The organism is candidate division WOR-3 bacterium, from assembly GCA_039801905.1.
Lineage (GTDB): Bacteria > Hydrothermota > Tepidihabitantia > Tepidihabitantales > JBDRVQ01 > JBDRVQ01.
This window is the reverse complement of record JBDRVQ010000002.1, coordinates 25,893-48,651: the sequence shown is the minus strand read 5'-3', so window position 1 is coordinate 48,651 and position 22,759 is coordinate 25,893. Positions and strand designations below refer to the sequence as shown.

22 protein-coding genes are annotated in these 22,759 nt (G+C 43.1%); 7 read left to right on the top strand and 15 right to left on the bottom strand.

Translation table 11 applies throughout. From position 1 onward, the window contains the following. Positions 1 to 2 precede the first annotated feature (2 nt). From ABIL00_00770 to ABIL00_00755, 4 genes are read right to left on the bottom strand one after another with little or no spacing between them, the layout of a single operon-like run. Positions 3 to 728 (bottom strand): 2-phosphosulfolactate phosphatase, encoded by a 726-nt coding sequence (locus tag ABIL00_00770; protein MEO0109298.1) that lies wholly within the window; start codon positions 726 to 728, stop codon positions 3 to 5. Further along, positions 706 to 2,013, bottom strand: a complete 1,308-nt coding sequence (locus ABIL00_00765; GenBank protein MEO0109297.1) for a biotin carboxylase N-terminal domain-containing protein — start codon at positions 2,011 to 2,013, stop codon at positions 706 to 708. The genes ABIL00_00770 and ABIL00_00765 overlap by 23 nt, the downstream gene beginning before the upstream one ends. Then, positions 2,013 to 2,573, bottom strand: coding sequence for an elongation factor P (gene efp / locus ABIL00_00760; GenBank protein ID MEO0109296.1), 561 nt, complete (start codon positions 2,571 to 2,573; stop codon positions 2,013 to 2,015). Before efp ends, ABIL00_00765 begins: the two co-directional genes overlap by 1 nt. Continuing rightward, positions 2,570 to 3,622, bottom strand: a complete 1,053-nt coding sequence (locus ABIL00_00755; GenBank protein MEO0109295.1) for a Xaa-Pro peptidase family protein — start codon at positions 3,620 to 3,622, stop codon at positions 2,570 to 2,572. The genes efp and ABIL00_00755 overlap by 4 nt, the downstream gene beginning before the upstream one ends. Positions 3,623 to 3,713: 91 nt before the next feature. Here ABIL00_00755 and ABIL00_00750 point away from each other — a divergent pair, with 91 nt between their 5' ends. The 4 genes from ABIL00_00750 to ABIL00_00735 all read left to right on the top strand — a co-directional run bounded on the left by ABIL00_00750 (position 3,714) and on the right by ABIL00_00735 (position 7,845). Continuing rightward, a complete protein-coding gene (locus ABIL00_00750) occupies positions 3,714 to 4,157 on the top strand; it encodes a carboxypeptidase-like regulatory domain-containing protein (GenBank protein ID MEO0109294.1) in 444 nt (147 codons plus the stop codon). Positions 4,158 to 4,695: 538 nt separating this feature from the next. Further along, positions 4,696 to 6,204, top strand: a complete 1,509-nt coding sequence (gene ftcD, locus ABIL00_00745; GenBank protein ID MEO0109293.1) for a glutamate formimidoyltransferase — start codon at positions 4,696 to 4,698, stop codon at positions 6,202 to 6,204. A gap of 1 nt (position 6,205) precedes the next feature. After that, a complete protein-coding gene (locus ABIL00_00740; GenBank protein ID MEO0109292.1) occupies positions 6,206 to 7,024 on the top strand; it encodes a PHP domain-containing protein in 819 nt (272 codons plus the stop codon). Next, the gene (locus tag ABIL00_00735; GenBank protein MEO0109291.1) at positions 7,021 to 7,845 is read left to right on the top strand and encodes a polysaccharide deacetylase family protein; all 825 of its coding nucleotides are present in this window, start codon (positions 7,021 to 7,023) and stop codon (positions 7,843 to 7,845) included. Before ABIL00_00740 ends, ABIL00_00735 begins: the two co-directional genes overlap by 4 nt. Positions 7,846 to 7,860: 15 nt before the next feature. Here ABIL00_00735 and ABIL00_00730 read toward each other — a convergent pair whose 3' ends face one another. The 6 genes from ABIL00_00730 to ABIL00_00705 form a co-directional block, all read right to left on the bottom strand. Next, positions 7,861 to 8,475, bottom strand: a complete 615-nt coding sequence (locus ABIL00_00730) for a 3D domain-containing protein (protein ID MEO0109290.1) — start codon at positions 8,473 to 8,475, stop codon at positions 7,861 to 7,863. A gap of 49 nt (positions 8,476 to 8,524) precedes the next feature. Further along, entirely contained in the window at positions 8,525 to 8,998 is a 474-nt protein-coding gene (locus tag ABIL00_00725) for a hypothetical protein (protein ID MEO0109289.1), read from the bottom strand. Then, positions 8,988 to 9,245 carry a DUF4177 domain-containing protein gene (locus ABIL00_00720; GenBank protein MEO0109288.1) on the bottom strand — a complete coding sequence of 86 codons (258 nt, stop codon included), beginning with the start codon at positions 9,243 to 9,245 and terminating at the stop codon, positions 8,988 to 8,990. Before ABIL00_00720 ends, ABIL00_00725 begins: the two co-directional genes overlap by 11 nt. After that, positions 9,232 to 10,083, bottom strand: a complete 852-nt coding sequence (locus tag ABIL00_00715) for a 3-hydroxybutyryl-CoA dehydrogenase (protein MEO0109287.1) — start codon at positions 10,081 to 10,083, stop codon at positions 9,232 to 9,234. Before ABIL00_00715 ends, ABIL00_00720 begins: the two co-directional genes overlap by 14 nt. Before the next feature lie 577 nt (positions 10,084 to 10,660). After that, positions 10,661 to 11,572 (bottom strand): DUF6569 family protein, encoded by a 912-nt coding sequence (locus tag ABIL00_00710; GenBank protein MEO0109286.1) that lies wholly within the window; start codon positions 11,570 to 11,572, stop codon positions 10,661 to 10,663. 30 nt (positions 11,573 to 11,602) lie between these two features. Then, complete coding sequence (locus ABIL00_00705; GenBank protein MEO0109285.1) at positions 11,603 to 13,153, bottom strand: right-handed parallel beta-helix repeat-containing protein; 1,551 nt, start codon at positions 13,151 to 13,153, stop codon at positions 11,603 to 11,605. Positions 13,154 to 13,286: 133 nt separating this feature from the next. Here ABIL00_00705 and ABIL00_00700 point away from each other — a divergent pair, with 133 nt between their 5' ends. Together ABIL00_00700 and ABIL00_00695 are read left to right on the top strand one after the other, a co-directional pair. After that, the gene (locus ABIL00_00700) at positions 13,287 to 13,811 is read left to right on the top strand and encodes a gamma carbonic anhydrase family protein (protein ID MEO0109284.1); all 525 of its coding nucleotides are present in this window, start codon (positions 13,287 to 13,289) and stop codon (positions 13,809 to 13,811) included. Then, positions 13,808 to 14,221 carry an archease gene (locus ABIL00_00695; protein ID MEO0109283.1) on the top strand — a complete coding sequence of 138 codons (414 nt, stop codon included), beginning with the start codon at positions 13,808 to 13,810 and terminating at the stop codon, positions 14,219 to 14,221. The genes ABIL00_00700 and ABIL00_00695 overlap by 4 nt, the downstream gene beginning before the upstream one ends. Positions 14,222 to 14,270: 49 nt before the next feature. Here the strand turns inward: ABIL00_00695 and ABIL00_00690 are convergent, their stop codons facing one another. The 5 genes from ABIL00_00690 to ABIL00_00670 are packed head-to-tail and all read right to left on the bottom strand — an operon-like array spanning position 14,271 to position 20,749. Further along, positions 14,271 to 16,997 carry a S8 family serine peptidase gene (locus ABIL00_00690; GenBank protein ID MEO0109282.1) on the bottom strand — a complete coding sequence of 909 codons (2,727 nt, stop codon included), beginning with the start codon at positions 16,995 to 16,997 and terminating at the stop codon, positions 14,271 to 14,273. A gap of 2 nt (positions 16,998 to 16,999) precedes the next feature. After that, a complete protein-coding gene (locus ABIL00_00685) occupies positions 17,000 to 17,593 on the bottom strand; it encodes an indolepyruvate oxidoreductase subunit beta (protein ID MEO0109281.1) in 594 nt (197 codons plus the stop codon). After that, on the bottom strand, positions 17,590 to 18,357 hold the full coding sequence (locus ABIL00_00680) for a GNAT family N-acetyltransferase (protein MEO0109280.1): 768 nt from the start codon (positions 18,355 to 18,357) through the stop codon (positions 17,590 to 17,592). The genes ABIL00_00685 and ABIL00_00680 overlap by 4 nt, the downstream gene beginning before the upstream one ends. After that, positions 18,354 to 20,063 (bottom strand): indolepyruvate ferredoxin oxidoreductase subunit alpha, encoded by a 1,710-nt coding sequence (gene iorA, locus ABIL00_00675; GenBank protein MEO0109279.1) that lies wholly within the window; start codon positions 20,061 to 20,063, stop codon positions 18,354 to 18,356. Before iorA ends, ABIL00_00680 begins: the two co-directional genes overlap by 4 nt. A 50-nt stretch (positions 20,064 to 20,113) precedes the next feature. After that, complete coding sequence (locus ABIL00_00670) at positions 20,114 to 20,749, bottom strand: isochorismatase family protein (protein ID MEO0109278.1); 636 nt, start codon at positions 20,747 to 20,749, stop codon at positions 20,114 to 20,116. A gap of 485 nt (positions 20,750 to 21,234) precedes the next feature. On the opposite strand from ABIL00_00670, the gene ABIL00_00665 reads away from it, so the two are divergent. After that, complete coding sequence (locus ABIL00_00665; protein ID MEO0109277.1) at positions 21,235 to 22,758, top strand: FlgD immunoglobulin-like domain containing protein; 1,524 nt, start codon at positions 21,235 to 21,237, stop codon at positions 22,756 to 22,758. Position 22,759 lies beyond the last annotated feature (1 nt).

Sequence of the window (22,759 nt, the reverse complement as noted above, 5' to 3'; positions counted from 1 at the left end):
TCTTACTCTTCAGAAAGGACAATCCGGTTTTCGGAAAATACGGGTAAGAGCGGAATAGCGTCTACCTGGATACTTTTTTCTATCTCCTCCTTTCGGTCCCGCGCGATCAAAGCAACTGCCCTCTCCGTAGAGAAGAGGGTTGATTTTAATCTCCGGCGGAGATTCCGAAAAGCGGCAAAGGCGATTTGGGCAGAGTCATTCATCTCTAAACCTTTATAAGAGAGTTTTTCAATGATGCTTCCTGCTAAGAGAATATTCTCTAAGGCGGGTCTTCTTCCCTTTAGCCCAACCGTAATAATCTGGACCTCTTCCCAATCTTTTAACTTTTCGCAGACTTTAGTCCGGTTGAGAAATGATCCGATATAGACCCTTTTTGCCGCTTCGGTGAGGAGAAGGGAGGAACAGGAATAAGGTTCATAATAGATAATTGACTTTCCTTCCCAAATCTCCTTTGCCACCGCGAGGAAGTTTGTGCCGTAATGGAAACCTTCAATCTTCTCATAATCTCTTTCTCCGATGAGGAGACCGTCTTTATTGGAATAAGAAGATTTGAAGACCTTTATCGCCATTTCCACATCAAGAGTAGGGATAATCGCCTTGGCGGCGCAGAGAAGGGCAGAAAGAAAGAGGGGGGAGGATTGGAAAGCGTCCAAAAAGAGAACCGATTTGTCGCGGAAAATTTCTTTATCTTCAATCTCCTGGGGACTAGAATAAAGATTGAGAATCATAGTAGTCAATCTTGTAATCACCCTGGCGGAATCTCTCGCTTTCTAAAATTTTAACTAACTCTTCCTGATTAGTTTCAATTCCTTCAACTTTTAATTCCGATAGGGCACGCACCATTCTCCTCCTCGTCTCTTCTCGGTCTTTACCCCGGACGATCAGTTTCAAAAGGAGTTGGTCGTAGATGGTAGAAAAATTATAACCTTGATAAATGTGGGTATCAATACGGACAAAAGGACCACCCGGCAAAAGGAGAAGATTTATCTTCCCTTGATTTTTCCCCGTAACCCGGGCTTCCATTGACCAAAATAGAGGCTCATAGGTTTTTTCCTCAAACCTTTCGCCCGCAGAGATTAGAATTTGGTTCTTTATGATATCAACCCCGGAGGCCTCTTCACTTATCGGATGCTCAACCTGGATTCGGGTATTGATTTCCATAAAATAAAAATTACCGTCCACTTCCAGAAATTCCATTGTCCCAACATTTTGGTAACCGGTCTTGACGACAAGGGATTTAACTAATCTTTGGAGTAAATCCCTATCTTCGTTTTTTATTCCCGGAGAAGGTGTTTCCTCAATCACCTTTTGGAAATTTTTTTGGATTGTGCAGTTCCTCTCTGGGAAGAAGAGGCAGTTACCGTAATTATCGGCGAGGATTTGGACTTCAATATGGCGGAATTGGGTGAATAATTTTTCTAAATAAATTCTGGGGTCCTCAAAGGCACTATTCGCCTCGGCGGTTGCTCTTTGAAAGGAGGAAGCCATCTCCTTTTCCTCACGGACAATCTTCATCCCTTTGCCTCCGCCACCAGCGCAGGCTTTCAGAATCACGGGGTAGCCAATCTCCTTTGCTTTTGCCTTTGCCTCCTCTTCATCCTTTAAGACATCACTTCCCGGAATAACCGGGATGCCAATTTCCGCCATTTTCTTTTTCGCTGCGAGTTTGTCCGCAAAAAGGCGGAGGAATTGGGGAGGGGGACCAATAAAGGTAATCTTCATTTCCTGACAGGCTTCCACCAAATCCGCATTTTCCGCTAAAAAACCATAACCGGGATGGAGGGCATCGCTCCCAGAGATTTCCACCGCGGAGAGGATACGGGAGAGTAAAAGATAACTCTCCTTCGGGTGTGATTTCCCAATGCAGATCGCCTCATCCGCCAATTTTACCGGTAGACTTTCTTTATCCGCCTCAGAATAGACGAGGCAGGTTTTAATCCCCAATTCCCGACAGGTTCGGATGATCCGTACCGCAATCTCTCCCCGGTTGGCGATGAGAATTTTCTTAAACATCAACGCACTCTTTCAATATAGGTATTGGAACGGGTGTCAATTTTCACGATGTCACCCGGCACAACAAAATAAGGAACATCAATTACCAAGCCGGTCTCCAATTTTGCTGGCTTGCCTCCACCGGAGGCGGTATCGCCTTTGAAATCAGGTTCGGTCTCCACCACTCGCAATTCCACAAAGAAAGGTAATTCAATCTCCATAAATTTTCCCTCAATGAAAAGAAGATTTACCTCTAAGTTCTCCTTCAGGTAATAGACCTTATCCCCCAAATTTTCTTTACTTAGGGGAAGGGTTTCATAAGTTTCTAAGTCCATAAAATAATAGGCATCTTCCTCTCGGTAGAGGAACTGCCCTTTCCTTCTTTCCACTTCCAGTTCTACAATCGGTTCCTCAGAATCTAAGTTCTTTTCTATCACCCGACCAGTCAACAGATTCTTTAATTTCGTTTTGACGAAAGCCCGCCTCTGGGCGATTTTGATATGCTGGAAGCCAATCACTTCGTAAATCTCCCCTTCCAATTTAATGATTGTACCAAAGCGAAAGTCATTTGGGGTAATCATAGCACCAGTAACTCCTTTTCACTTTTTGATAAAATCTCAATCCCTTCATCTTTTATTAAAACCAAATCTTCAATTCTCACCCCACCCAAACCGGGGAGATAGATCCCGGGTTCTACGGTCACGACAAAACCAGCGAGCAATTTTTCATTAGAGAGGTAAGAGAGAGTGGGCTTTTCGTGGACTGCTAAACCGACACCATGACCTAAACTATGGCCAAAGTAGTTACCATAACCCCTATCTTTTATATAATCTCGGGCTAAACTATCAATCATCTTGGTCTTCCTGCCTGCTTTCATTTGGGAGAGGGCATTTTCCTGAGCCCTCTTGACAATTTGGTAAATCTCTCTCATCTTTTCGGGCACTTTTCCCAGAAAGATGGTCCGGGTCAGATCCGAGGCATAACCTTGAAAGGCTGCTCCGATATCAAGGATGATCGGTTCCCCTTCTCTTATCTTCTTCTCGGTGGGTTGGGCGTGGGGGAGAGCGGAATTTTCCCCACTGGCAACGATTGTGGGAAAAGCAACTTCTCCCTTTTCCTTAATTAAATAATCAATTTTCCGCGCCACTTCCCTTTCTGTCATTTCGGGTCTTATAAAATTGAGAATGGCGGAAAAGACCGAATCGGTTATTGCCGCTGCCTTTTTTATTAAATCAATCTCCTTCTCATCCTTTTTTATCCGTAAGTCCGCCACCACATCCCGAAAGGGAATTAACTTAACCTTTGGCAGTTTCTCCCTTAAAAGGGAATATGATTTATAGGTTAAAGAATGCTCCTCAAAGGCTAATTTTTTTAATTTCTTCAATTCTTTTGGTGGAAAAGAGAAGAAGTTTTTCTTAACGATTTCAATTTTATCCGCCCTCACCTCTCTTTTCACCTGCTCCTGATACCGAAAGTCGGTATAGAAGATACTTTTGCCATCGGCCAATAAAAGATAAGCCGAAGAGCCGGTAAAACCGGTTAAATACCGGATATTCAACAAATCGGTAAAAAGAAAAGAGGAAATCCCTTCCCTTTTCAGAATTTCCGTCAAACGGGCTAATCTTTCCATTCTCTAATCATAATTAAAGATAAAGGATTGTCAAGGAGAAGAGAAATTCCCCTTCTCTTGACGGAAGGTTTTTTTTACTTTATCCTTATTGATGCGATTACTATTTCTTATTTTTCTCCTACTCCTCGGAGGCTGTGCGGGAAAAGGGGTGAAAAGAGAAATTAAGGAAGGGATAAAAGGGAGGGTAGAGATTTGGGAGGGAGATTTTATGCCTCCTTCTCAAGGGAGAATCTATTACGAACCAAAGACCGTTCTTGTGTTTAAGAAGGTCAATCTTTTAAATTGCCTTAAAGAGGAAGGGAAGAGTACCTTTTATACCAAAATCAACTCTCCGCTTATTGATTCGGTAATTACCGATCAGAATGGCTACTTCTTCTTAGCCCTTCCTCCTGGAGAATACTCCCTCTTTGTTCGGGAAAGGGGACTTTTCTATGCCAATCTTTTTGACGGGGATGGTTTTATCTTTCCGGTTCGGGTGGAAAAAGGGAAGGTGACCGAGGTTAATATCAAAATTGATTACAAGGCAACCTACTAAACATGAGCATTATTATTTAGAAATCCCAAAAATAAGTTCTTAAAAATCAAAGGGTTAGAGAAAAGGGGAAGATTTGGTGTCAGAAATTGGGGGGTATTTCCGTATTTATTATAGAGGGCTATGAATATGAATAAGTTAGCACTATAATAGGAGGGTTATCGGGTAGGGCAATGAACCAAAAAGAAAAAGGAGGAAAAAACAGGAGGGTTTTATTTTTATAAAAAGGGGTGTAGCATACAGGGGATGGTATCGGGGGTTTAATTTGAGGACTAATTAGAAGAATAATTGATAGAATAATAATTAGTCTAATAAATAGCCTAATCTTTTGCCTAATCCCAAGTTTAACCTTGGGAGTAAAGCAAAGGGTAATCGGGGAAATAAAGGGAAGTCTAAGCCGGGATGTAATGAGGAGCCTAATGAGAGGTTTAATTGGAAGACTAATTAAAAGTCTAATCGGGAGTGAAATCTCGGAGCAAAGCGAAGTGCTTTCTCCCCGAGAGAAAAGTTGACAGGGGATTAGAGTTTGGTATATTTACCCATGCGAAAAATTGTGGAATGTGTGCCGAATGTTAGTGAAGGAAGGAGAAAAGAAGTTATTGATGAGATTGTTTCCGCGGTCCTTTCGGTTCCGGATATTTTTCTTTTGGATACGGAGATGAATTCTGACCATAACCGAGCAGTGATTACTTTTATCGGCGAGCCGGAGGCTTGTTTAGAAGCGGCATTCCGTTTAACCAAAACCGCCTCGGAATTGATTGACTTAAATAAGCATCAGGGTGAACATCCGCGGATTGGGGCAACTGATGTTATTCCCTTTGTACCAATCTCCGGGGTGACAATGGAAGAATGTGTGGAATTAGCAAGAAGATTGGGTAAGAGGATTGCCGATGAGTTAAAAATCCCGGTCTATCTTTACGAACAGGCGGCTACCCGTCCGGAGAGGGTTGATTTGGCAAATATCCGAAAGGGTGAGTTTGAAACCCTGCGGGAGGAGATAAAAAAAGACCCGGCCCGGGTACCGGATTTTGGAAAACCAGAAGTTCATCCCACCGCCGGAGCAACAGTCGTTGGGGCACGCTTCCCTTTGATTGCCTATAATATCAACTTAAATACTACGGACCTAACAATTGCTAAAAAGATTGCTAAGGCGATTCGCTTTAAGGATGGTGGCTTCCGTTATGTTAAAGCACTCGGTTTTGAGATTAAGGAGAAGAATTGCGTCCAGGTTTCCATCAATATGACCAATTACCAGGCAACGCCTCTCTATCGGGTATTTGAAACGGTAAAGAGGGAGGCGGAAAGGTATGGGGTAACGATTAAAGAGTCGGAGATTGTTGGGCTCTGTCCGATTGCTGCCTTATTGGATTCGGCGGTTTATTATTTACAACTTGACAGTTTTAAGTTTGACCAGATTTTAGAAAATCGCTTACCCCAAACGAAGAGCCTTGCTTCCTTTTTAGCAGAACTCGCTTCGGCAACGCCAACCCCAGGAGGTGGTGCCGCTTCGGCGTTGGTGGGTTGTATCGGCACATCCCTTTTGGTAATGACCGCCAGTTTAACAATTGGGAAAAAAGGCTACGAAAATGTGGAAGAGGATATGAAGGATCTCCGTTCGCAATTGGAAGTCCTCTCTTCCCGATTCTATCACCTCATTGATCTTGATAGTGAAGCATTCAATCGGGTGATGGATGCTTATAAAATCCCTAAAGAAAAGAAAGAGGAGAGGGAGCGGGCAATAGAAGAGGCTTTAAAGGGAGCGGTGGTCGTTCCCTATGAGGTCTTGGAGAAGGCGGTGAACGGTTTGGAGTTGGCAAAGGTAAATGCGGAAAAATGTAATAAAAATTCTATCACCGATGCCGGCTGCGGCGCCAATTTTCTCCTCTCCGCGGCGAAAGGGGCCTACCTTAATGTTCTCATTAACCTCTTAGGTATAAAGGATAAAGAATATCGGGAAGAGAAAGAGCGGGGGGCAAAGAGACTTCTCTCCCAAGCGGAGGCTCTCCAAAAGAAGACAGAAGAGATTGTTTTGCAGCGGCTCTTGGGATAGAATGGGTTGTGATTTACACATCCACACCACCTATTCCGATGGTCTTTTAACCCCCGAGGAGGTGGTGAAGAAGGCAAAGGAATTAAATCTTTCTGCCATCGCCATTGCCGACCACGATGCGGTCGGCGGGATTGAACCAGCAAAGAAGGCGGGAGAAGTTTTGGGGATAGAAGTAGTGCCCTGCCTTGAGTTAAGTTGTCTTTTTGATAATATTGACATCCATATCCTCGGATATTTCATTGATTATCGTAATTCGGAACTCCTTGATTTTTTAGAGAGGGCACAAAGGCAGCGGTTGGAAAGAGCAAAGAAGATAATTGGGAAATTGTCCAGTCAAGGAATAAAGATAGAGATGGAAAGGGTTTTGGCGGTAGCCGGAGGGGGCAGCGTTGGGAGACCCCATATCGCACAGGTTCTAATGGAGGATGGCTACGTGAGTGATCTTAATGAAGCCTTTATGAAATTTATTGGCTACCACTGCCCGGCTTATGTGCCCAAGATGGAAGTTAGTTTGCACGAAGGGGTTGCTTTAATCAAGAAATACAAAGGGATACCGATTCTGGCACATCCGGGAACCTATCCCGGGGAGAAAATTCTTCCGGAGGCGATAAGATCCGGAGTCATGGGGATTGAAGTCTGGCACCCCGAACACTCTTCCGTTAAGACAGAATCCCTTCTGGCAATAGCAAGGCAGGAGAACCTTTTGGTTACGGGTGGGTCTGATTGTCACGGTGGTAGAAAAGGGGAGATATTAATTGGCAAAGTTCGGATTCCTAGTTCTTACCTTTGGGAATTAAAAAAGGGGAGGTTTGATTTTTGACCTCTTTCCGCTTTTTATTTTCATCTTTTCTTCTCTTCTCTCTTTTTCTCTTTGCCGATACCAATTATGTGGTGATAAATTTTGATGACGGTTATTATGCGGTTTATAAATACGCCTACCCGATTTTGAAACAAGAAAAAATTCCCTTCACTATCGGGCTCATCACCAAAACCCTTTCTTGGTCCCGGCGCAATTTTTCTCCTTACTCCTATTTAACCATCCCGGAGATTAAAGAGATGCTCGCTTCGGGTTGCGAGATTGCCAGTCATTCCCGCACTCATCGCCATTTGACAAAATTGGACTCCGCGGCACTTTGGGAAGAGGTCTTTTACTCTAAAAAGGAGTTGGAATCAATTTTTCAAAAAGAGATAAAAATATTTATTTACCCTTATGGTCGGTATGACCAGGACGTCTTGCGCTCTCTTCTTTATAGCGGATACCTCTTAGGCCGTTCGGTTGGTTGGGGGGAAGTAAATTTCTTTTCTCCCTACCGCCTTCCGGCACGGGAGGTCCGGAAAGGAACCGAGATTGAGGAGATTTTGCGATACGTAAAGAGACATCGCTTTGCCATCCTTCTCTTCCATCGGATTGTTCCGGAGGCAAGATATTTTACCGATTATTCGGTGAAGGATTTTCAAACTCTGATCTCTATTTTGAAAGCGCAACCGAATGTTAAATTTCTTACCTTAGATGATTTAAGCCGAAAATGGTGGCAGAAAGAGTTAGAAGAGATTCTTCTGGTTGCGGACAAAAAAAAAGAGCGCCAATTATTTCAGGAGATGAAAGTGCCCAATGATCTTTTGGCTACCTATTGTAAATAATGATAAATTTTCCTCTTACTCCAAGAGGTAAAGTTCAACCTTTTGCCCACTTTTGATGTTGGCGGCGGAAAAATATTTAATATTCTCTTTCTCACCGAGAAAGATGTCTATCTTTTTACCAATAATTTTTGACCCAATGTCGTGGGTATAAAAAATACCCGAATGGAACTCCTCCCCAATTTTCATCCGGCAGACAGCAGGGATAAATACTTGCAAGCCGAGCGGGAGGATTTGAGGGTCGGAGGCTAAAGATTTTAGAGGAACGAGAAAATGGCCGTGTCCTAATAACTTATCAACAATCTTTACCCGCTGTTGTTTTTTTAGCCAACTGATTAATCTTCCATCTTTCAGTTTGCCACAGGATTCAATTTTGAAGTCGCGCACAAACTCCCGAGGGAAATAGCCCAAAAGTTTTCCGTTTGTCAGATAAAGGGGCGTGTTTCTTCTTCCGGAATAATCCTCTTCCTTCACGATCCAATAGAAGGTAATTTGGAATTCGCCCAAAAATTTGGCGATACTCACTGGCAACTCCCTTTCCAAGGGCCGGATGACAAAGGTTGGAGGAGTAACTACTTGCAGGGGGGCACAGCAAAAAAGGAAAAGGAATAAGAAAAAGAAATATCTTTTCATCCCTTATTATAAAGGGATATGGTTTTCTGTCAAGAGCGCATTTTACAATTTAGTATTTAGCGGGCAGGTTGTGATATTTCGCTTGGACAAGGAGAGCGAGAAATTCTCGGATAAAACCAAGAGAGACAATCTGCGAAGCCATCCAGGATTTGACGAGCATTTGGAGCAGGGTCGGGTTTTTTTGGATGAGGGGAAAGAGCGAGCGGACGATGCCGAAACCGAATGCCCAACCCCAAACGATGCCGAAGAAGAAGCTAAAGATTACTTCAAATGTGCCTAAGGAGAAAGGGAAGAATCCCCAAAGGAGGCGTGCCAGAATGAGAAAGATGACGAGAGTCGGGAAAAAGAAGAGGCCAAAAGGATAGTGTAACTTTGCGGCATCATAGGCAATTTTGCCCGCTCCAATTACCGCCAAGGTTTCAAAGAAGAGGAGTGAGAAATTATTTTTTCCCCGCAGGAATTGGATACCGGCGGCGGTGGAAACTAAAAAGAGAAGGGATAAATCTATGGGATTAAAAACCATCTTGCTTCTCCTTTTTGAAGAACATCAAAACTTTGGTGATTGTTCCCTGCTGGTCTGAACCCGATATACAATCAACCAACTCCCATCCCTCTTCTCCCAAACGATTAAGATAGTTAATAATCTCTTGGAACTCTTTATAGACATTACCGCTCTCATCCGTGATCTTCCAGCGGGCTAAAGTGAGAATCGGATTGAGGTGGACTTCTAAGACTTGTATCTTATACGCAAACCTTTTACCCGTACTCATAAAATCCCTTTTTTGTCTTCCGACCCAAATAACCAGCGGCAACCATTTTCTTCAAGAGGGGACAAGGACGATATTTCGGGTCTCCCAGGTCTTGATATAGAACATTAAGGATTGCCAGACAGATGTCAAGACCAATTAAATCAGCCAGTTGGAGCGGTCCCATGGGGTGATTCATTCCCAATTTCATCACCGTGTCAATCGCTTCCTTGGTTGCCACTCCTTCATAGAGGCAATAGATGGCTTCGTTGATCATCGGAAGGAGAATGCGGTTGGAGACGAAGCCGGGGGAGTCGTTAACTACGACCGGGGTCTTCTCCAACTTCTTTGCCAAATTAACCACGATTTGGATTGTCTCCTCCGCGGTTTGTAAACCTTTAATCACTTCTACTAATTGCATTACCGGCACGGGGTTCATAAAGTGCATTCCGCAGACCTTCTCCGGCCGGGAAGTGGCAGCGGCCAAGGTAGTGATGGAAATTGTGGAGGTGTTAGAGGTGATGAGAGAGGAAGGAGGGAGGATGGAGTCTAATCTTTTGAAAACCTCCTTCTTCACGCCCACATCTTCCACTACCGCTTCCACGACAATCGAACAATCTTTTAGTTGAGTATCATCGGTAGTCGAGGTGATATTTGCCATCGTCTCCTTTAATTTGGCTTCCGAAATCTTTCCCTTCTCCAGCATTCGCTTTAATCCACCCTCAATCGTATTGAGAGCCCGGGTCAGGAATTTTTGGTCAAGGTCAATGAGGATGACCTTATAGCCGTAAAAAGAAAATACCTGAGCAATTCCGGCACCCATCGTACCGGCGCCAATGACACCTACTCTTTGAATATCCATTTTTCCTCCCGTTTTAACTTTTTATTATAATAATTTTTTTTCTCTTGGCAAGAGAGCGGTTTTCATCAAAAGTAATCTTACCGACTCAGGCGGAAAAAGATATAGACTCCCCCATACTAAAACTACCGGAGGGAATCTTTATAATCATAAATATCCTCAAAAAGTATACAAGGTTAAAATGGCGATATAAGCCACATCCCGATCAAAAAGCAAATCCCGGTGGAGAGTTATTTTACAAAGCAAAAGAAAGCCCGATTGGCTATACGGAGATTGATTTGTTGCATCACGGCAGGCTTTCTTCAAGAGGGACTTTTTGTTATACACTAATGGAAATAGAGATCAATACCGGTTGGACCGAATGATACCGGAGAGGAATATAATATGAAATATTAGATTGCTTTTTAAGGGCTATTTCTACTTTGCATAATTACTTCCTTTCCTACAATGAAATTGGTAAAGAAAGAACGGATTGGCGGTGAGGTATATAAGAGGTATGAAGAATAAATACGAAAAATATTCCCATTATCGATAAAATTTCCATCTCAATAATGGTAAGGTTTTATTTTGATGAAAGACGTCAATTAATCTTTGGGAAAGCGGAGAGATGGAAAAGAGAGTTATTGAATACTAAGCCCCGGCCGATGAGGTCTTTTGTCTCAAATCTTATCTCATCTCCCAAAGAAAAAGAAGGGAAAGTTTTAACCTTTGCTTCTTTTATCTCTCGGAATAATCTTTTTGCCTCACCGACCCGGGGAGGAGCAGAGGTTTTTATCTCTAAGGCATCAAGGGCGTAACTGGTAATGAGTTGGTCTTTCAATTTGTTAAATAATTTCTTATTCGCAAATAGATCAAGACAGAGAAGTCTGCCGCCAGCAAAGACCAAGAGGCCATTTAAGTCTTTAAGAAATGCAACTTCTTCTTGATAACTTTCTAAATGTCTTCGGAAAGAAGAATAGATGTCCCTAAGAGAAGAGGTACGGGAAGTAATCTTAAAACTCTCTATTTTCTTTTTGATACTACTCCAAATCTGGTTTTGGTCGGTTGCAAATTTTTTTGTCTTATGGAGAGAAGAAGAGACCGTAGAACAGATAATTGCCCGTAAAGAAGGATAAGAAATTGTTCGCGCCCTCAGGAACTCGTGACTGCCACTCCAACGCCCCTCTTCCACACAACTGACCGGAATTTCTATTTCGCTCTTTTCCGCAATTAAGGCGGAGGTATTTATCACCCGGTCTTGAAGGGCACCAATAATTCCTTCGCCGTCTAAGGCGAAAACCCGGTGGGGAGATTTATTTTTAATAATTACGGTATCAATCTTGGGAGAAGCCAATTCCCGGACTTCAATATGCTTCTTTTCTTTTGCCTCCGAAAGAATTTCTACCCTTCCGAAGTCTTTATTCCCATTAGTGAGAGGGAAGAGAATTAAGTTCTTTAAGAATAGAGGTTCCCCAACCTTAAATCCTTCAATCTCTAACAATTGCTTTTCCATACCTGTATTTTATTCTGGAAAAATTCCTTGTCAATCAATCTTTATCAGCCGTCCCGAATGGTTACGATTCTTATACCTAATTTGGTAGAAGTAGATGCCCGCCGGTAGCGGCCGACCTAAATTATTAACGCCTTTCCAGAGATAGTTAAAGGAGGCTGATTGATAGACAATTTTCCCCGAGATATCAGTTATTTCAATTTGAGCCGGAGCCGGTTTCATTAGCGGTGAGAATTTTACAAAATGGCGAAAAGGATTGGGGAAGACTTGGAAAGGGATGGGAGTTTTAGAGGAGATGGAAGAAATTCCGACATAAGGTTGAGTTCGGGGATAGTGATAACCCATATCTAAAACCGAAAGGTCCGGAACGGAATCAGTGCGGGTCGTCCAAGAGCGAAGTAGCGAATCAAAATTTAATGGGGTTGTACCCAATAAGGTATCACCAGCATCAACACAAGGGCTATTTACCGGTTGACCAGCAGCAGTCTGACTGAGATAATAGGGTCCATAGGGACCACTAACAAAGATTGGGTCTAAAGAAATTTCACCCGGTCCCGGAGAACAGCCATAGTAATTGCCACCAATATTATTCCAGATGTCATTATAGCGATTGATTACTATGCCATTATTGTAAATACCGGAACCAAGAGTAGAACTATTCTGAACGATGATATTATTTTTGATGATGGAAGTGTCGCTTTCAATATAAATACCGGCGCCATAAGCCCAATAGCCACCCGAACAGATATTTCCCGCTATTGTATTATTAATAATTTTCGCCCTACCATCAACTTTAATTCCACCACCGTAATTCCAAGACCCAGAGGTGTTTCGGTTATCAATAATAAGATTAGAGAAGATGAGAGCATTAGCCTGATAACTAACATAAATCCCAGCCCCGTGTCCTCGGTCACCAAGGGTGTTAATATTCTCTTTAATCACATTCTGATAGATTAGGGGAGAGGCTCGTAAGTCAACATAAATCCCTGCCCCGTAGTTCCAATAACCCTGAGAGCAGGTATTGCGGGCGATTAGGTTATAGCAAATCTCCGCGGTGGAGTTCATATCAACATAAATGCCGCCCCCATAATTCCAGGTTGCGGTATCCGAGCAGGTATTATCGGTAATTTCGTTACCGATGATTAAGGGTGAAGTGCCGTAATAGCAAAAAATACCACCGCCATAATCTCGGCCACCAGCGCAGGTATTATTACAAATTTTATTTCTGATAATAGTTGGGGAACCACCGGCATAAATACCGGCACCGGAATTAGCTTTACCCCCTATGATTTTGAAGCCACGAATTTCCGTTGCTCGGGTAATTCCCGAAGGGATATTGATTACCCGTCCGTTGCCACCACCATTGATGATTGTGGAATCCGGACCGGATAGAGAATAGAGTTTAATCCCATCCCGATTGGGCCAAGTGATATTCTCCCGATATTGGCCGGGCTTGACCAAGACCGTATCCCCAGATAAGGCAAGATTTAAGCCACCCTGAATCGTTGGTGCGGAATCCGGAACAACAATTATCCGGGCAAAGGAGATACCAAAGATAATAGATAAAAAGATTAGCCTCTTCATATTTCCTCCTTATATCTTAAATTTTAACTGAAGATAATAAAAAATCAATAATTTTTAGAGTGGGACTATCTGAGAAGACCGGTAAAAACTCATGAAAGATTGACAGAGAGAAGAAGTTGAATATCATTCTATTATGCTTTATCCATTTTATGAGAAGAAGGCAAAAATTGGAGAAGATGTCTTTATTGCGCCCAACGCCATAATCATTGGCGATTGTGAGATAAGAGAGAAATCAAGCATTTGGTTTGGTACCACAATTCGGGCGGATGTCAATCGGATTATTATCGGGAAAATGACCAATATTCAAGATTTGACTATGATCCATGTTGATGAAGGCGAACCGCCGGTAATCATTGGCGATTTAGTTTCGGTTGGGCACCGGGCAATTCTGCACGGCTGCCAAATTGAAGATGAGTGTATGATCGGAATGGGTTCAATTTTATTAAATCGGGTAAAGGTCGGGAAGAATTCAATCGTTGGCGCGGGCAGTGTCCTTTTGGAGGATTCTGTTGTGCCTGCCGGAACCTTAGTTGCCGGAATTCCGGCGCGGGTGAAAAGAGAGGTAAAACCAGAAGAGGTTAATTGGATTAAGAAGGTAGCCGAGAGTTACTATCTTTTAGCCAAAAGATACAAGTCCCTTCTGGCAAAAGGGATATGAGATACCGGTATCTGAATCATACTTCGGATTTAGGCGTAGAAATCTTTGGTAAAGACTTGGAGGAACTATTTGCCAATGGGCTTTATGCCCTTTTTGATAATATCACTGATATTGAAATTATTGAAGAGCGAGAAGAGAGAGAGATAAAGATAACTGCGGAATCCTTAGAAGATTTATTTATGGATTGGTTAAGGGAACTCCTCTTTCTTTTTGCTACGGAATACTTTGTCGGCAAAAGGGTTAAGAAGATTTCTCTGGAAAAAAACTCCCTTTTAGCGAAAATTACTGGTGAGAAATTTGATCCGAAGAGGCATCCTTTGAAGATTGAGATAAAGACCCCAACCTACCATATGTTCCAGATTAAAAAAGAAGATTCCCAGTATAAAGCAACCGTCATTTTTGATGTCTAAAAATTTAGAGGGGTAGGAAGCAAATAATTCTTCCTACCCCTTTTTCTTATTAGTTGTTTATCTTTAAGACCTTCCGGGTTAAGGAGAGATCTCTGGTTTTAAGAGAGAAGAAATAGATACCCGCGGGAGCCTTCTTTCCTTCATTATCAGTACCATCCCAGATTATCTTATAGACCCCTGAGTTAGGTTTTGCAGCAATTTTTCGGATTAAAGAGCCAGAGGAGTTATAAATCGCCAAAGAAATTTCTTCTTCGGGGGCGAGGATAAATTCCAGTGCGGTCTGGGAAGAGAAGGGATTGGGTGTGATACCTTTCAAGGTCGTTAGCGACTTAACTTTTCCCATCTCTTTGATGCCAACATAGGGTATTACTTCTACGGAATCAACCATCAGGTCATTGGCTGGGTTAATATCACCCATAAGTTCGGTGGTACATTTGACGATATGGACGCCAAGGGGCTCGGCAATCCATTGTGGAAAAATCACCGTATCAATCATTCCGGCATTAAGGGTGATTGAGGTATCTTCCTCATAGAAATTACCGATAGTAAATTTCACATTAAAATCTACCGCTTGCTCACCAAAGTTTTTCACTTCGGCTTTGGGAATGACAACGGTTCCGGAATCAATCTGTCCGGTTGGAGCAATAATTGAAAGAACACCAACATCCGGTTGGTAAGGGGTGATCGCGCCGGTGATGGCAAAGGCAAAGGGTTGAGCACGACTGGTTCTAACCTGCTGACCATAAACCCGGATGCGCCAGAGACCGGTCAGTGGTGAGTTAACGCGAACGCACTCTTCCACATTTCGGTTATCCCAATTACTCGGATTGGGGATAGATTGACCAGCACTGTATTGATTTCCTCGGTAATAGGTGCCGTTGGGAGCGGTCACTTCTAAGTTTAGGTCATTAACCAAAGTTGGATTGGCATTGGGAGCCGCTGCGGTATCGGTCCAGACCAAAGCAATTCTTAAAGGTATCGCAGTATCAACGGAGAAAAATTCTTCTTTATATTGTCCGGTTATGAGACCAAATGTATCGTCTTTGAGATATAGTTTTCTTAAGTCCCCAGTGAAGTAAAGGACCGAGTCAACATCAATTCTTCCCCAGCCGATATTACTATCCGGAACAACATAAGAACCAACATTCGGGTCCGCGGAAACAATTGCCATTGCTCTCAATAAGGCGGCACTGATGTAATCAAGGGCATCAGAGAGGTTGGCTTCGCCCGATGGATAATAACCCTGCCTTAAATAAGAACGCATTAGACCAACCGCACCATTAACTGCGGGTGTTGCCATACTTGTTCCAGACATCTGCTGATAGGAATTGGTTCCAGTACGGTTTGCTGACCAGAGATTTACTCCCGGGGCACAGACGGTTGGTTTTATCCGGTTGTCCTGAGTCGGTCCCCGGGAAGAGAAACTAGCGATGGTGTTAGAACCTGTGCCGTTATTTAAGGCACCAACAGTGATCACATTTTTGGCAATCCCCGGATTCCTAATCCTTCTTCTACTTGATTCGTTACCCGCAGCCATAATGTTAAGAAAGTCTTTATTGAGCCAGGAAAAGGCATCAGTTGAAGCATCCTGCAATAGATAGGTGCCAGAGGAGTTAGACCAACCCCAACTGCCAGAGTGTTGGGTTATCGGCCGGAGGGAATCGGGTAATCCCCGACCGGCATAGACTGTGTCCCAAACTGTGGTTAAATCGTTCGGCACATTAAGACTACCAGACCTTTCCACATCAACAAAATAAAGACGCGCCTTTATCGCCATTCCATCGTAATAACTTGTGCCACCATTTATGGAATCATCTCCTGCGACTGTGCCGTTAACATGGCTACCGTGATAAAGGTCTTCGGTTGTATTATTTGTGCCGTAGACCTTATAGGCAACGACCTTGCGGTGGGTGGGCCAAACTCCGGGTGGGGTCACTGGTAGATTCGGGTCTCGGAACATATCATGTCCGGGTCCAGTGATGTTCAATCCGGTATCAGTAGTAGAAAGGATTACTCTCTCGCCCCTTACGCCTCTGGTCCAAACTCGACGGGCGATGGTATCATTTTGGGGAGGAGCGGTAGCCCGCCAACCGGTCTGGACAACCCACTGACAATTATCATTGCAAACGGTTGGTTCAGTCCATTCCTGGAGCCATAAAACTTCGGGTAAATGGGCAATGGCCGGAATCATCTCCGCATCAACAGTCGCCTTGATTGTCTTACCGAATTCTGTAACCATAATTTCATCAATCTGACCACCCCTCTCTTTTATCAAATTCACGATGGGAAAAATCTCTTCCCCAGGCGTCACCTGAATCGCGATCTCTTTTATTCCCTGGGCACTGAGAAGCACATCCTGAATCTTATATGCTGGCTGGAAAATTCCAACCCAATTGACGAAAGGAAGGGAAGCGATGATTTCCTTTTCTTTCCCATCAATCTTCGCTAAGACCGCATAATAGGGAAGATAACCAAGAGTCTTAATCCCAAATCTTTCCAGTTCTCGTAAGAAATCTTTTCGCACCGGCTCCTTAAACTGAATGATGTGGTAAATTTTACCTTCTTGCTCCAGAATTTTTAGGTTTTCTGGCAAATTCGGTTCCCCAAAACGGGTATCAATCATAAAACCATTGGAGAAAGAGATTAAGTGGGCGGAAGCATCAGGAAGCGGCGTAAAGGGATAAGTTTGTCCCATAGAATAATGGGAACGAAATGCCCCATAAATTGGGCAGATTAAAAACGCGAGAAAAATCGCGCCGAGAAGATAGCGTTTCATCTTTATCTCCTTTTTGCCAGGCTTTTACCCTTTTCTAAGGCTTGAAAATTTATTTCCCAAAATTTTTCTTTTACCAACTCTTTAATTGCCATTTGATAGGTTTCTTCCTTAAAGGGCAAGAAATTAGACAAAAAACCGAGCATCACCATATTCTGCACTCTCGGCTCACCCAATTCCTTTGCCACCTGAAAGGCAGGAATAAAATAAACCTTCTTTAATCTCTCCTTTATCCGAGTTTCAATATCTTTGGGGTATTCCATTTCACCGATTAAAGCGGGCAAAGGTTCAATCTCTAAGGTGTCAGAGATTAAAATTCCCTTGGGCGAAAGGAAATGGAGATATCTTAATGCCTCTAACTTTTCTAAGGAAATGAGAAAATGGGCGGTCCCTTCTTCAATTAATGGGGAATAGACCTTTTCGCCAAATCGCAAATGGGTAATGACACTGCCACCTCTTTGCGCCATCCCGTGCACTTCACTCTTTTTTATATCCAAACCTTCCTTTAAGGCGACCGAACCTAAAAGGTCAGAGAGTAATAAAATCCCTTGCCCTCCGGTCCCACAGATAATAATATTGGTATTACTATCTTTTTTCATCCCTGCCAAGCCTCCCTTACCTCTTTAAGAAAATTCTCTTGGTCTAAAACAAAAGTTCTTATCGGCTTGCCGTTTACCAGAAGGTAGGGGACATTTCCCCTTTTTGCTACCTCCTCCTTCTCTTCTTCCCGATTTATCCTTCTTATCGGAATGTCCTTTGCTACCTCTTTTATTTTTTCTTCGGTCATTTCCGTAAAATAGATTGACCAGGGACAGTTTGGTTGATAGAAGATTATTGCCTGGTTTTTATCTTCCGGCAGAGGTCGGTATTCTTTTTCCAAAGGTGGTTCATAAACCCAATCTTTTTCTAATGGGAAGTAAAGTAAATAAGGGTTTTCCTGAGAGACTGGTTTAAACCCATTTTTTTGGTAAAAGAGGTGTTGGGGATAACCGGCACCGGTTTCAAAGGCGTAGGTAAAAATTCCCCTTGGGGTCTTATGATTTAGATAGGGGAGAGGCTTTTGCAAGTCAGTAATTAGATTTTTCAATAGACTTGTGCCAATCCCCTGACCTTGATATTTAGAAGCAAATATGCATTGAATTTCAATCGCCTCCTCCTGAGGAAGAAATTGAATCATCCCCACCGGTTCGTCTCCCAAATAGGCAATCTTCCCGCAAGGAAGATTCTTTGCCAAACGATTTCTTAGATAATCTTTCTTAATCCGCCAGCCTTCTTGAAATGCAGGGTGATTCCTTTTTGCCTCCGGGATACAGACCATAATGAAATCATCAACATTTTCCCAATTGACATCTACCACCCTCATACAATTGCCCCTTTCTGGCATAACTCCTGGCACATTCCGCAACCGACACAGAAGGCATCTTGAATTACCGCTTTTTCTTCCTTAAACATAATCGCGGGACAACCCAACTGTAAACATAACTTACAACCACTACACAAATCAGCGATAACCCTTTTTGCTTCCTTCCTCGGCACCAAAAGGGCGCAGGGGCGAGAAGAGACGACCACCGCCGGCCCTTCTTGAGCCAATATCTCCCGAAATAATTTCCGATTCTCCCTAATTTGATAAGGGTCTAAGGTGTAAACTTTTTCAATCCCACAGGCGCGGGCAACATCTTCCACTTTGATTATCTTCGTCTCTTCACCCATCAAGGTTCTGCCGGTTCCCGGATGGTCCTGATGACCGGTCATCCCGGTTGTCCGATTATCAAAGACAATCGTAATGACATTTCCCTTATTATACCCGACATTAATCAAACCGGGCACACCCATATGGAAAAAAGTAGAATCACCAATTAAAGCAACAATCCGCCGGGAGTCATTTTTCCCTAATGCTTTATCAGCGCCGTGGGCAAAGGTGATTGAGGCACCCATACAGATGCAAGTATCCATCGCCTTATGGGGTGCCAAGGCACCAAGGGTATAACAACCAATATCGCCCGTTAAAATTAAATTCTTTCGCTGTAAGAGATAAAAGATTCCGGTGTGGGGACAACCCGGGCAGAGAGCCGGTGGTCGCGGAATAACCTCTTCCCTTTTTACTTCCTTTTTCTTCTTAGAGAGGGCATTACGGACAATAAAGGGATTCAACTCATCCCAGCGGGGCAAGAACTCCTTGCCGAAAACTTTAATTCCATTTGCTTTTGCCAAAATCTCTAAGAACGGGTCAACCTCTTCTACCACATAAACCTTTCTTACCTTTTGGGCAAAATTTTTAACCAAATTCCTCGGGAAGGGATAGACCATCCCCAACTTTAAGAAAGAGGCATTGGGAAAGACCTCCTTGGCATAAAGATACGCAACCCCATCGGCAATAATCCCAAAACTTCTTTTCCCCTCTTCAAACCGATTGATTGGGGTACTCTCCGCATACTCCGTCAATTTCTCTAACTTTTCTTCCAGAGTGATATGGCGTCTGCGGGCAAATTGGGGCAAAAGATTGGTCCGCCAGACCTCAGAGTTATAACCCTTAATTGGAACTTCAACCCTTTCTTCCAGTTTTACCGGTGATTTAGAATGGGCGACCCGGGTGGTCATCCTTAAAATTACGGGAATTTCAAACTGCTCGGAGATTTCAAAGGCAAGTTTTGTAAAATCCTTCACCTCCTGAGAATCCGAAGGGCAAAGCACAGGAATTTTCGCCATTAAGCCATAAAACCGGTTATCCTGTTCATTCTGGGAAGAATGCATGCCTGGGTCATCACAGGTCACAATTACCATTCCCGCCTTCACACCAATATAAGCCGAAGAAAATAATGGGTCAGCGGCAACATTTAAGCCAACATGCTTCATCGCCACCAGAGAGCGCGCACCAGCATTAGCGGCACCAAAGGCAACCTCTAAGGCAACCTTCTCATTGGTTGACCATTCACAATAAACATCTTTATATTCTGCGAGTGCCTCAAGGATTTCGGTGGAAGGTGTTCCGGGATAGGCAGCAGCAACCCGGCAACCCGCCTCATAGGCGCCTCGGGCACAGGCTTCATCACCAAGAAGAAGTTTAATCATTTTAAGTAAACTCAATTATACAGGAAAAAAGAGATGCGGTCAACTAAAATTTATTTTATTACTTGGATAATCTCTTCGGTGGTTGTGATGTAAGCGAAGGCATAGGCTAAATTCTTTAAGGTAGCAAGATGGAGTTCAGGAAAAGGGCTGGCGGTGGCATCGGCTAAGAAGAATACCCGAAAGTCCCGAAAGAAGGCATCCCGAGCAGTTGATTCACAACAGATATTCGTCATCACCCCGGTAATGACCAAATCCGTTACTTTTAAACCCCGAAGGCAGATTTCTAAATTAGTATTATAAAAAGCGGAGTAGCGATGTTTATAAATAACTAACTCATCCTTTGGTTTTAGTGCTGGGTGAATCTCCGCCCCTTTACTCCCGGCTTTTAATACCCGACCCGCCTTTAATTCGGGCCACCATTCCGCAGTCATCCCACCATCAACTTTTGGGTTTTTGTGAACGTGGGCAGTATAAATTACGGGTAATCTTTTCTTTCGGAAGAGAGTAAGGAGTTTTTTGATATTGGGGATAATTGCCTCTCCTTCTGGAATATAGACCTCAGAACCTGGGGTTAAGAAATCATTCTGCATATCAATAACTAAGAGGCAGGCTTTTTTCGGATTAAGTTTCATTCGGTGGAGATTATAAGGGGCAATTTCTTTGAGTAATTCTTTATATTGATTCATAGAGTAAGAGTAAAAGAAAAAGGAGAGAAGTCAACTTACTCTTTCTTTTACTCTCTGGATTAATCTATTAATAAGAGATAGAATTAGGCGGAAGATTATTTACTCAATTAGATTCTTGGTTAGCACTGGGATTAGGTAGGGAATTAGGTTTCGGATTAAGCCTTCCATTATTATAGGGATTAAACCCCCATTTTATATGGTGATTAAACCTTTATTTAATAGGTGGATTAAGCGAAGGTTTAAGGTATTTATTAGAGCCCCAATTAGGCTAAAAATTAGGTCTCCGATACCATCCCCTGTATGCTACACCCCTTTTTATAAAAATAAACCCCTCCCTTTTCGGATTTAATCAAATTCTTTTGCTCTTCTTTTTTATTATATTATAGGTGATTTTTGGGAAATGTCAACTATAATCTATCTCGCCATTTGACTATTTTGGTGAACTTTGTATAATTTGGGTCTTAGAGAAAGGCGTTGGAGGGAAAATGAAGAGGTTATCTCTTTTTCTTTTTTTCTTCTTTTCTTTTCTCTATCCCCGCGTGATTCGGGTACCGGGGGATTCGCTTACGATTCAATCCGGATTGAACGGGGCTTTGAGTGGTGATACCGTTTTGGTGGCACCGGGGATTTATTATGAGAATATCCTTTGGCCCAACCGGGATAGGATTGTGCTTTTGAGTGAAGGTGGTCAGGAGGTAACGATTATTAACGGTAACGATACCGCTCGGGTGATCACGATGAATGCGATGGTTTATACGCCGGCTACTGTAATTCGCGGTTTTACTATTACTAATGGTCGGGTGAGTGGTCTTTATGGTTACGGAGGGGGCATTTTCTGTCGGGGAAGTCCAACATTTTTTGAGAATCGGATTGTTGGTAATACTGTTACTGCTCTTGGTTATGGTGGTGGGGTTTATGCGGATGGCTCACCAACTTTTGCTTATAATTTAATCGCTCAGAATAAGATTGAGCGTCCGGGTGGTGGTGGTTGGCGTTACGGCGGTGGTATCTATTGTACGGGTTCGGGAGTTTTTTATCAGAATTATTTTTTGGAGAATGTGATTGCTGATACGGCGGGTGGTGGTTTTTGGTATGGTGGTGCTTTGTGTTTGATTGGGGGGATGCCGGTTGTCTTTTCCAATCTCTTTGTGCGGAATCGGGCTGGGGCGACAACTGGTGGTTTTGCTTATGGTGGTGCCTTGTATATTGATTCGGCAAATGCTTTGGTTTTTAATAATACCTTTTTTGCCAATATGTGTTCCACAGCAATCCCTTATGGGGGAGCGATTTATGTGAAAAGCAGTAAGAGTTCGGTGATTAAGAATAATATCATTGTGGGAAATATCGCTACGGGTATTGTTCCTTATGGGGGAGGGATTGCTTGTCAACCGGATACTCTTGATACTTTAATTTTTGACTATAACGATGTTTGGGGAAATCTACCGAATAATTATTATGCCTGCCGACCCGGACCGCATGCTTTTTCTCTTGACCCCTTATTTGTTTCGGGACCTTCTGGTGAGTATTATTTAAGTCAGATTGCTGCTGGGCAACCGGAAGAGAGTCCTTGTGTTGATGCTGGTGATACTCTTTTGATGACCTCTCCCTTGAATCTTGATTCTCTAATTCACCGTTGGACAACAAGAAGTGATACGGTTTATGATACGGATAGGATTGATTTGGGTTACCATTACTTACCAACGCCTTTTGTTTCCATTAAAGAAAAGAATTCGCTTGCGACCGTCGGAGAAAGGTTTCTTATCTTTCCTAATCCAACTTCGCAGACGATTTCTATCTTTTATTCTCTTTCCCGGGAATCGGAGGTAAAGTTTTCTATTTATGATGGAAACGGCCGGCTGGTCAGGGAGTTAATTGGGAAAAGAGGGAAAGCCGGGACCTACCGGCTCTTCTGGGACGGAAAAGATTCCTTCGGAAGAAGAACGGCATCGGGTATTTATTTCCTATCTTTTAATGGCTCTCGGGTAAAAAAGTTGTTGAAGTTAAAATAAT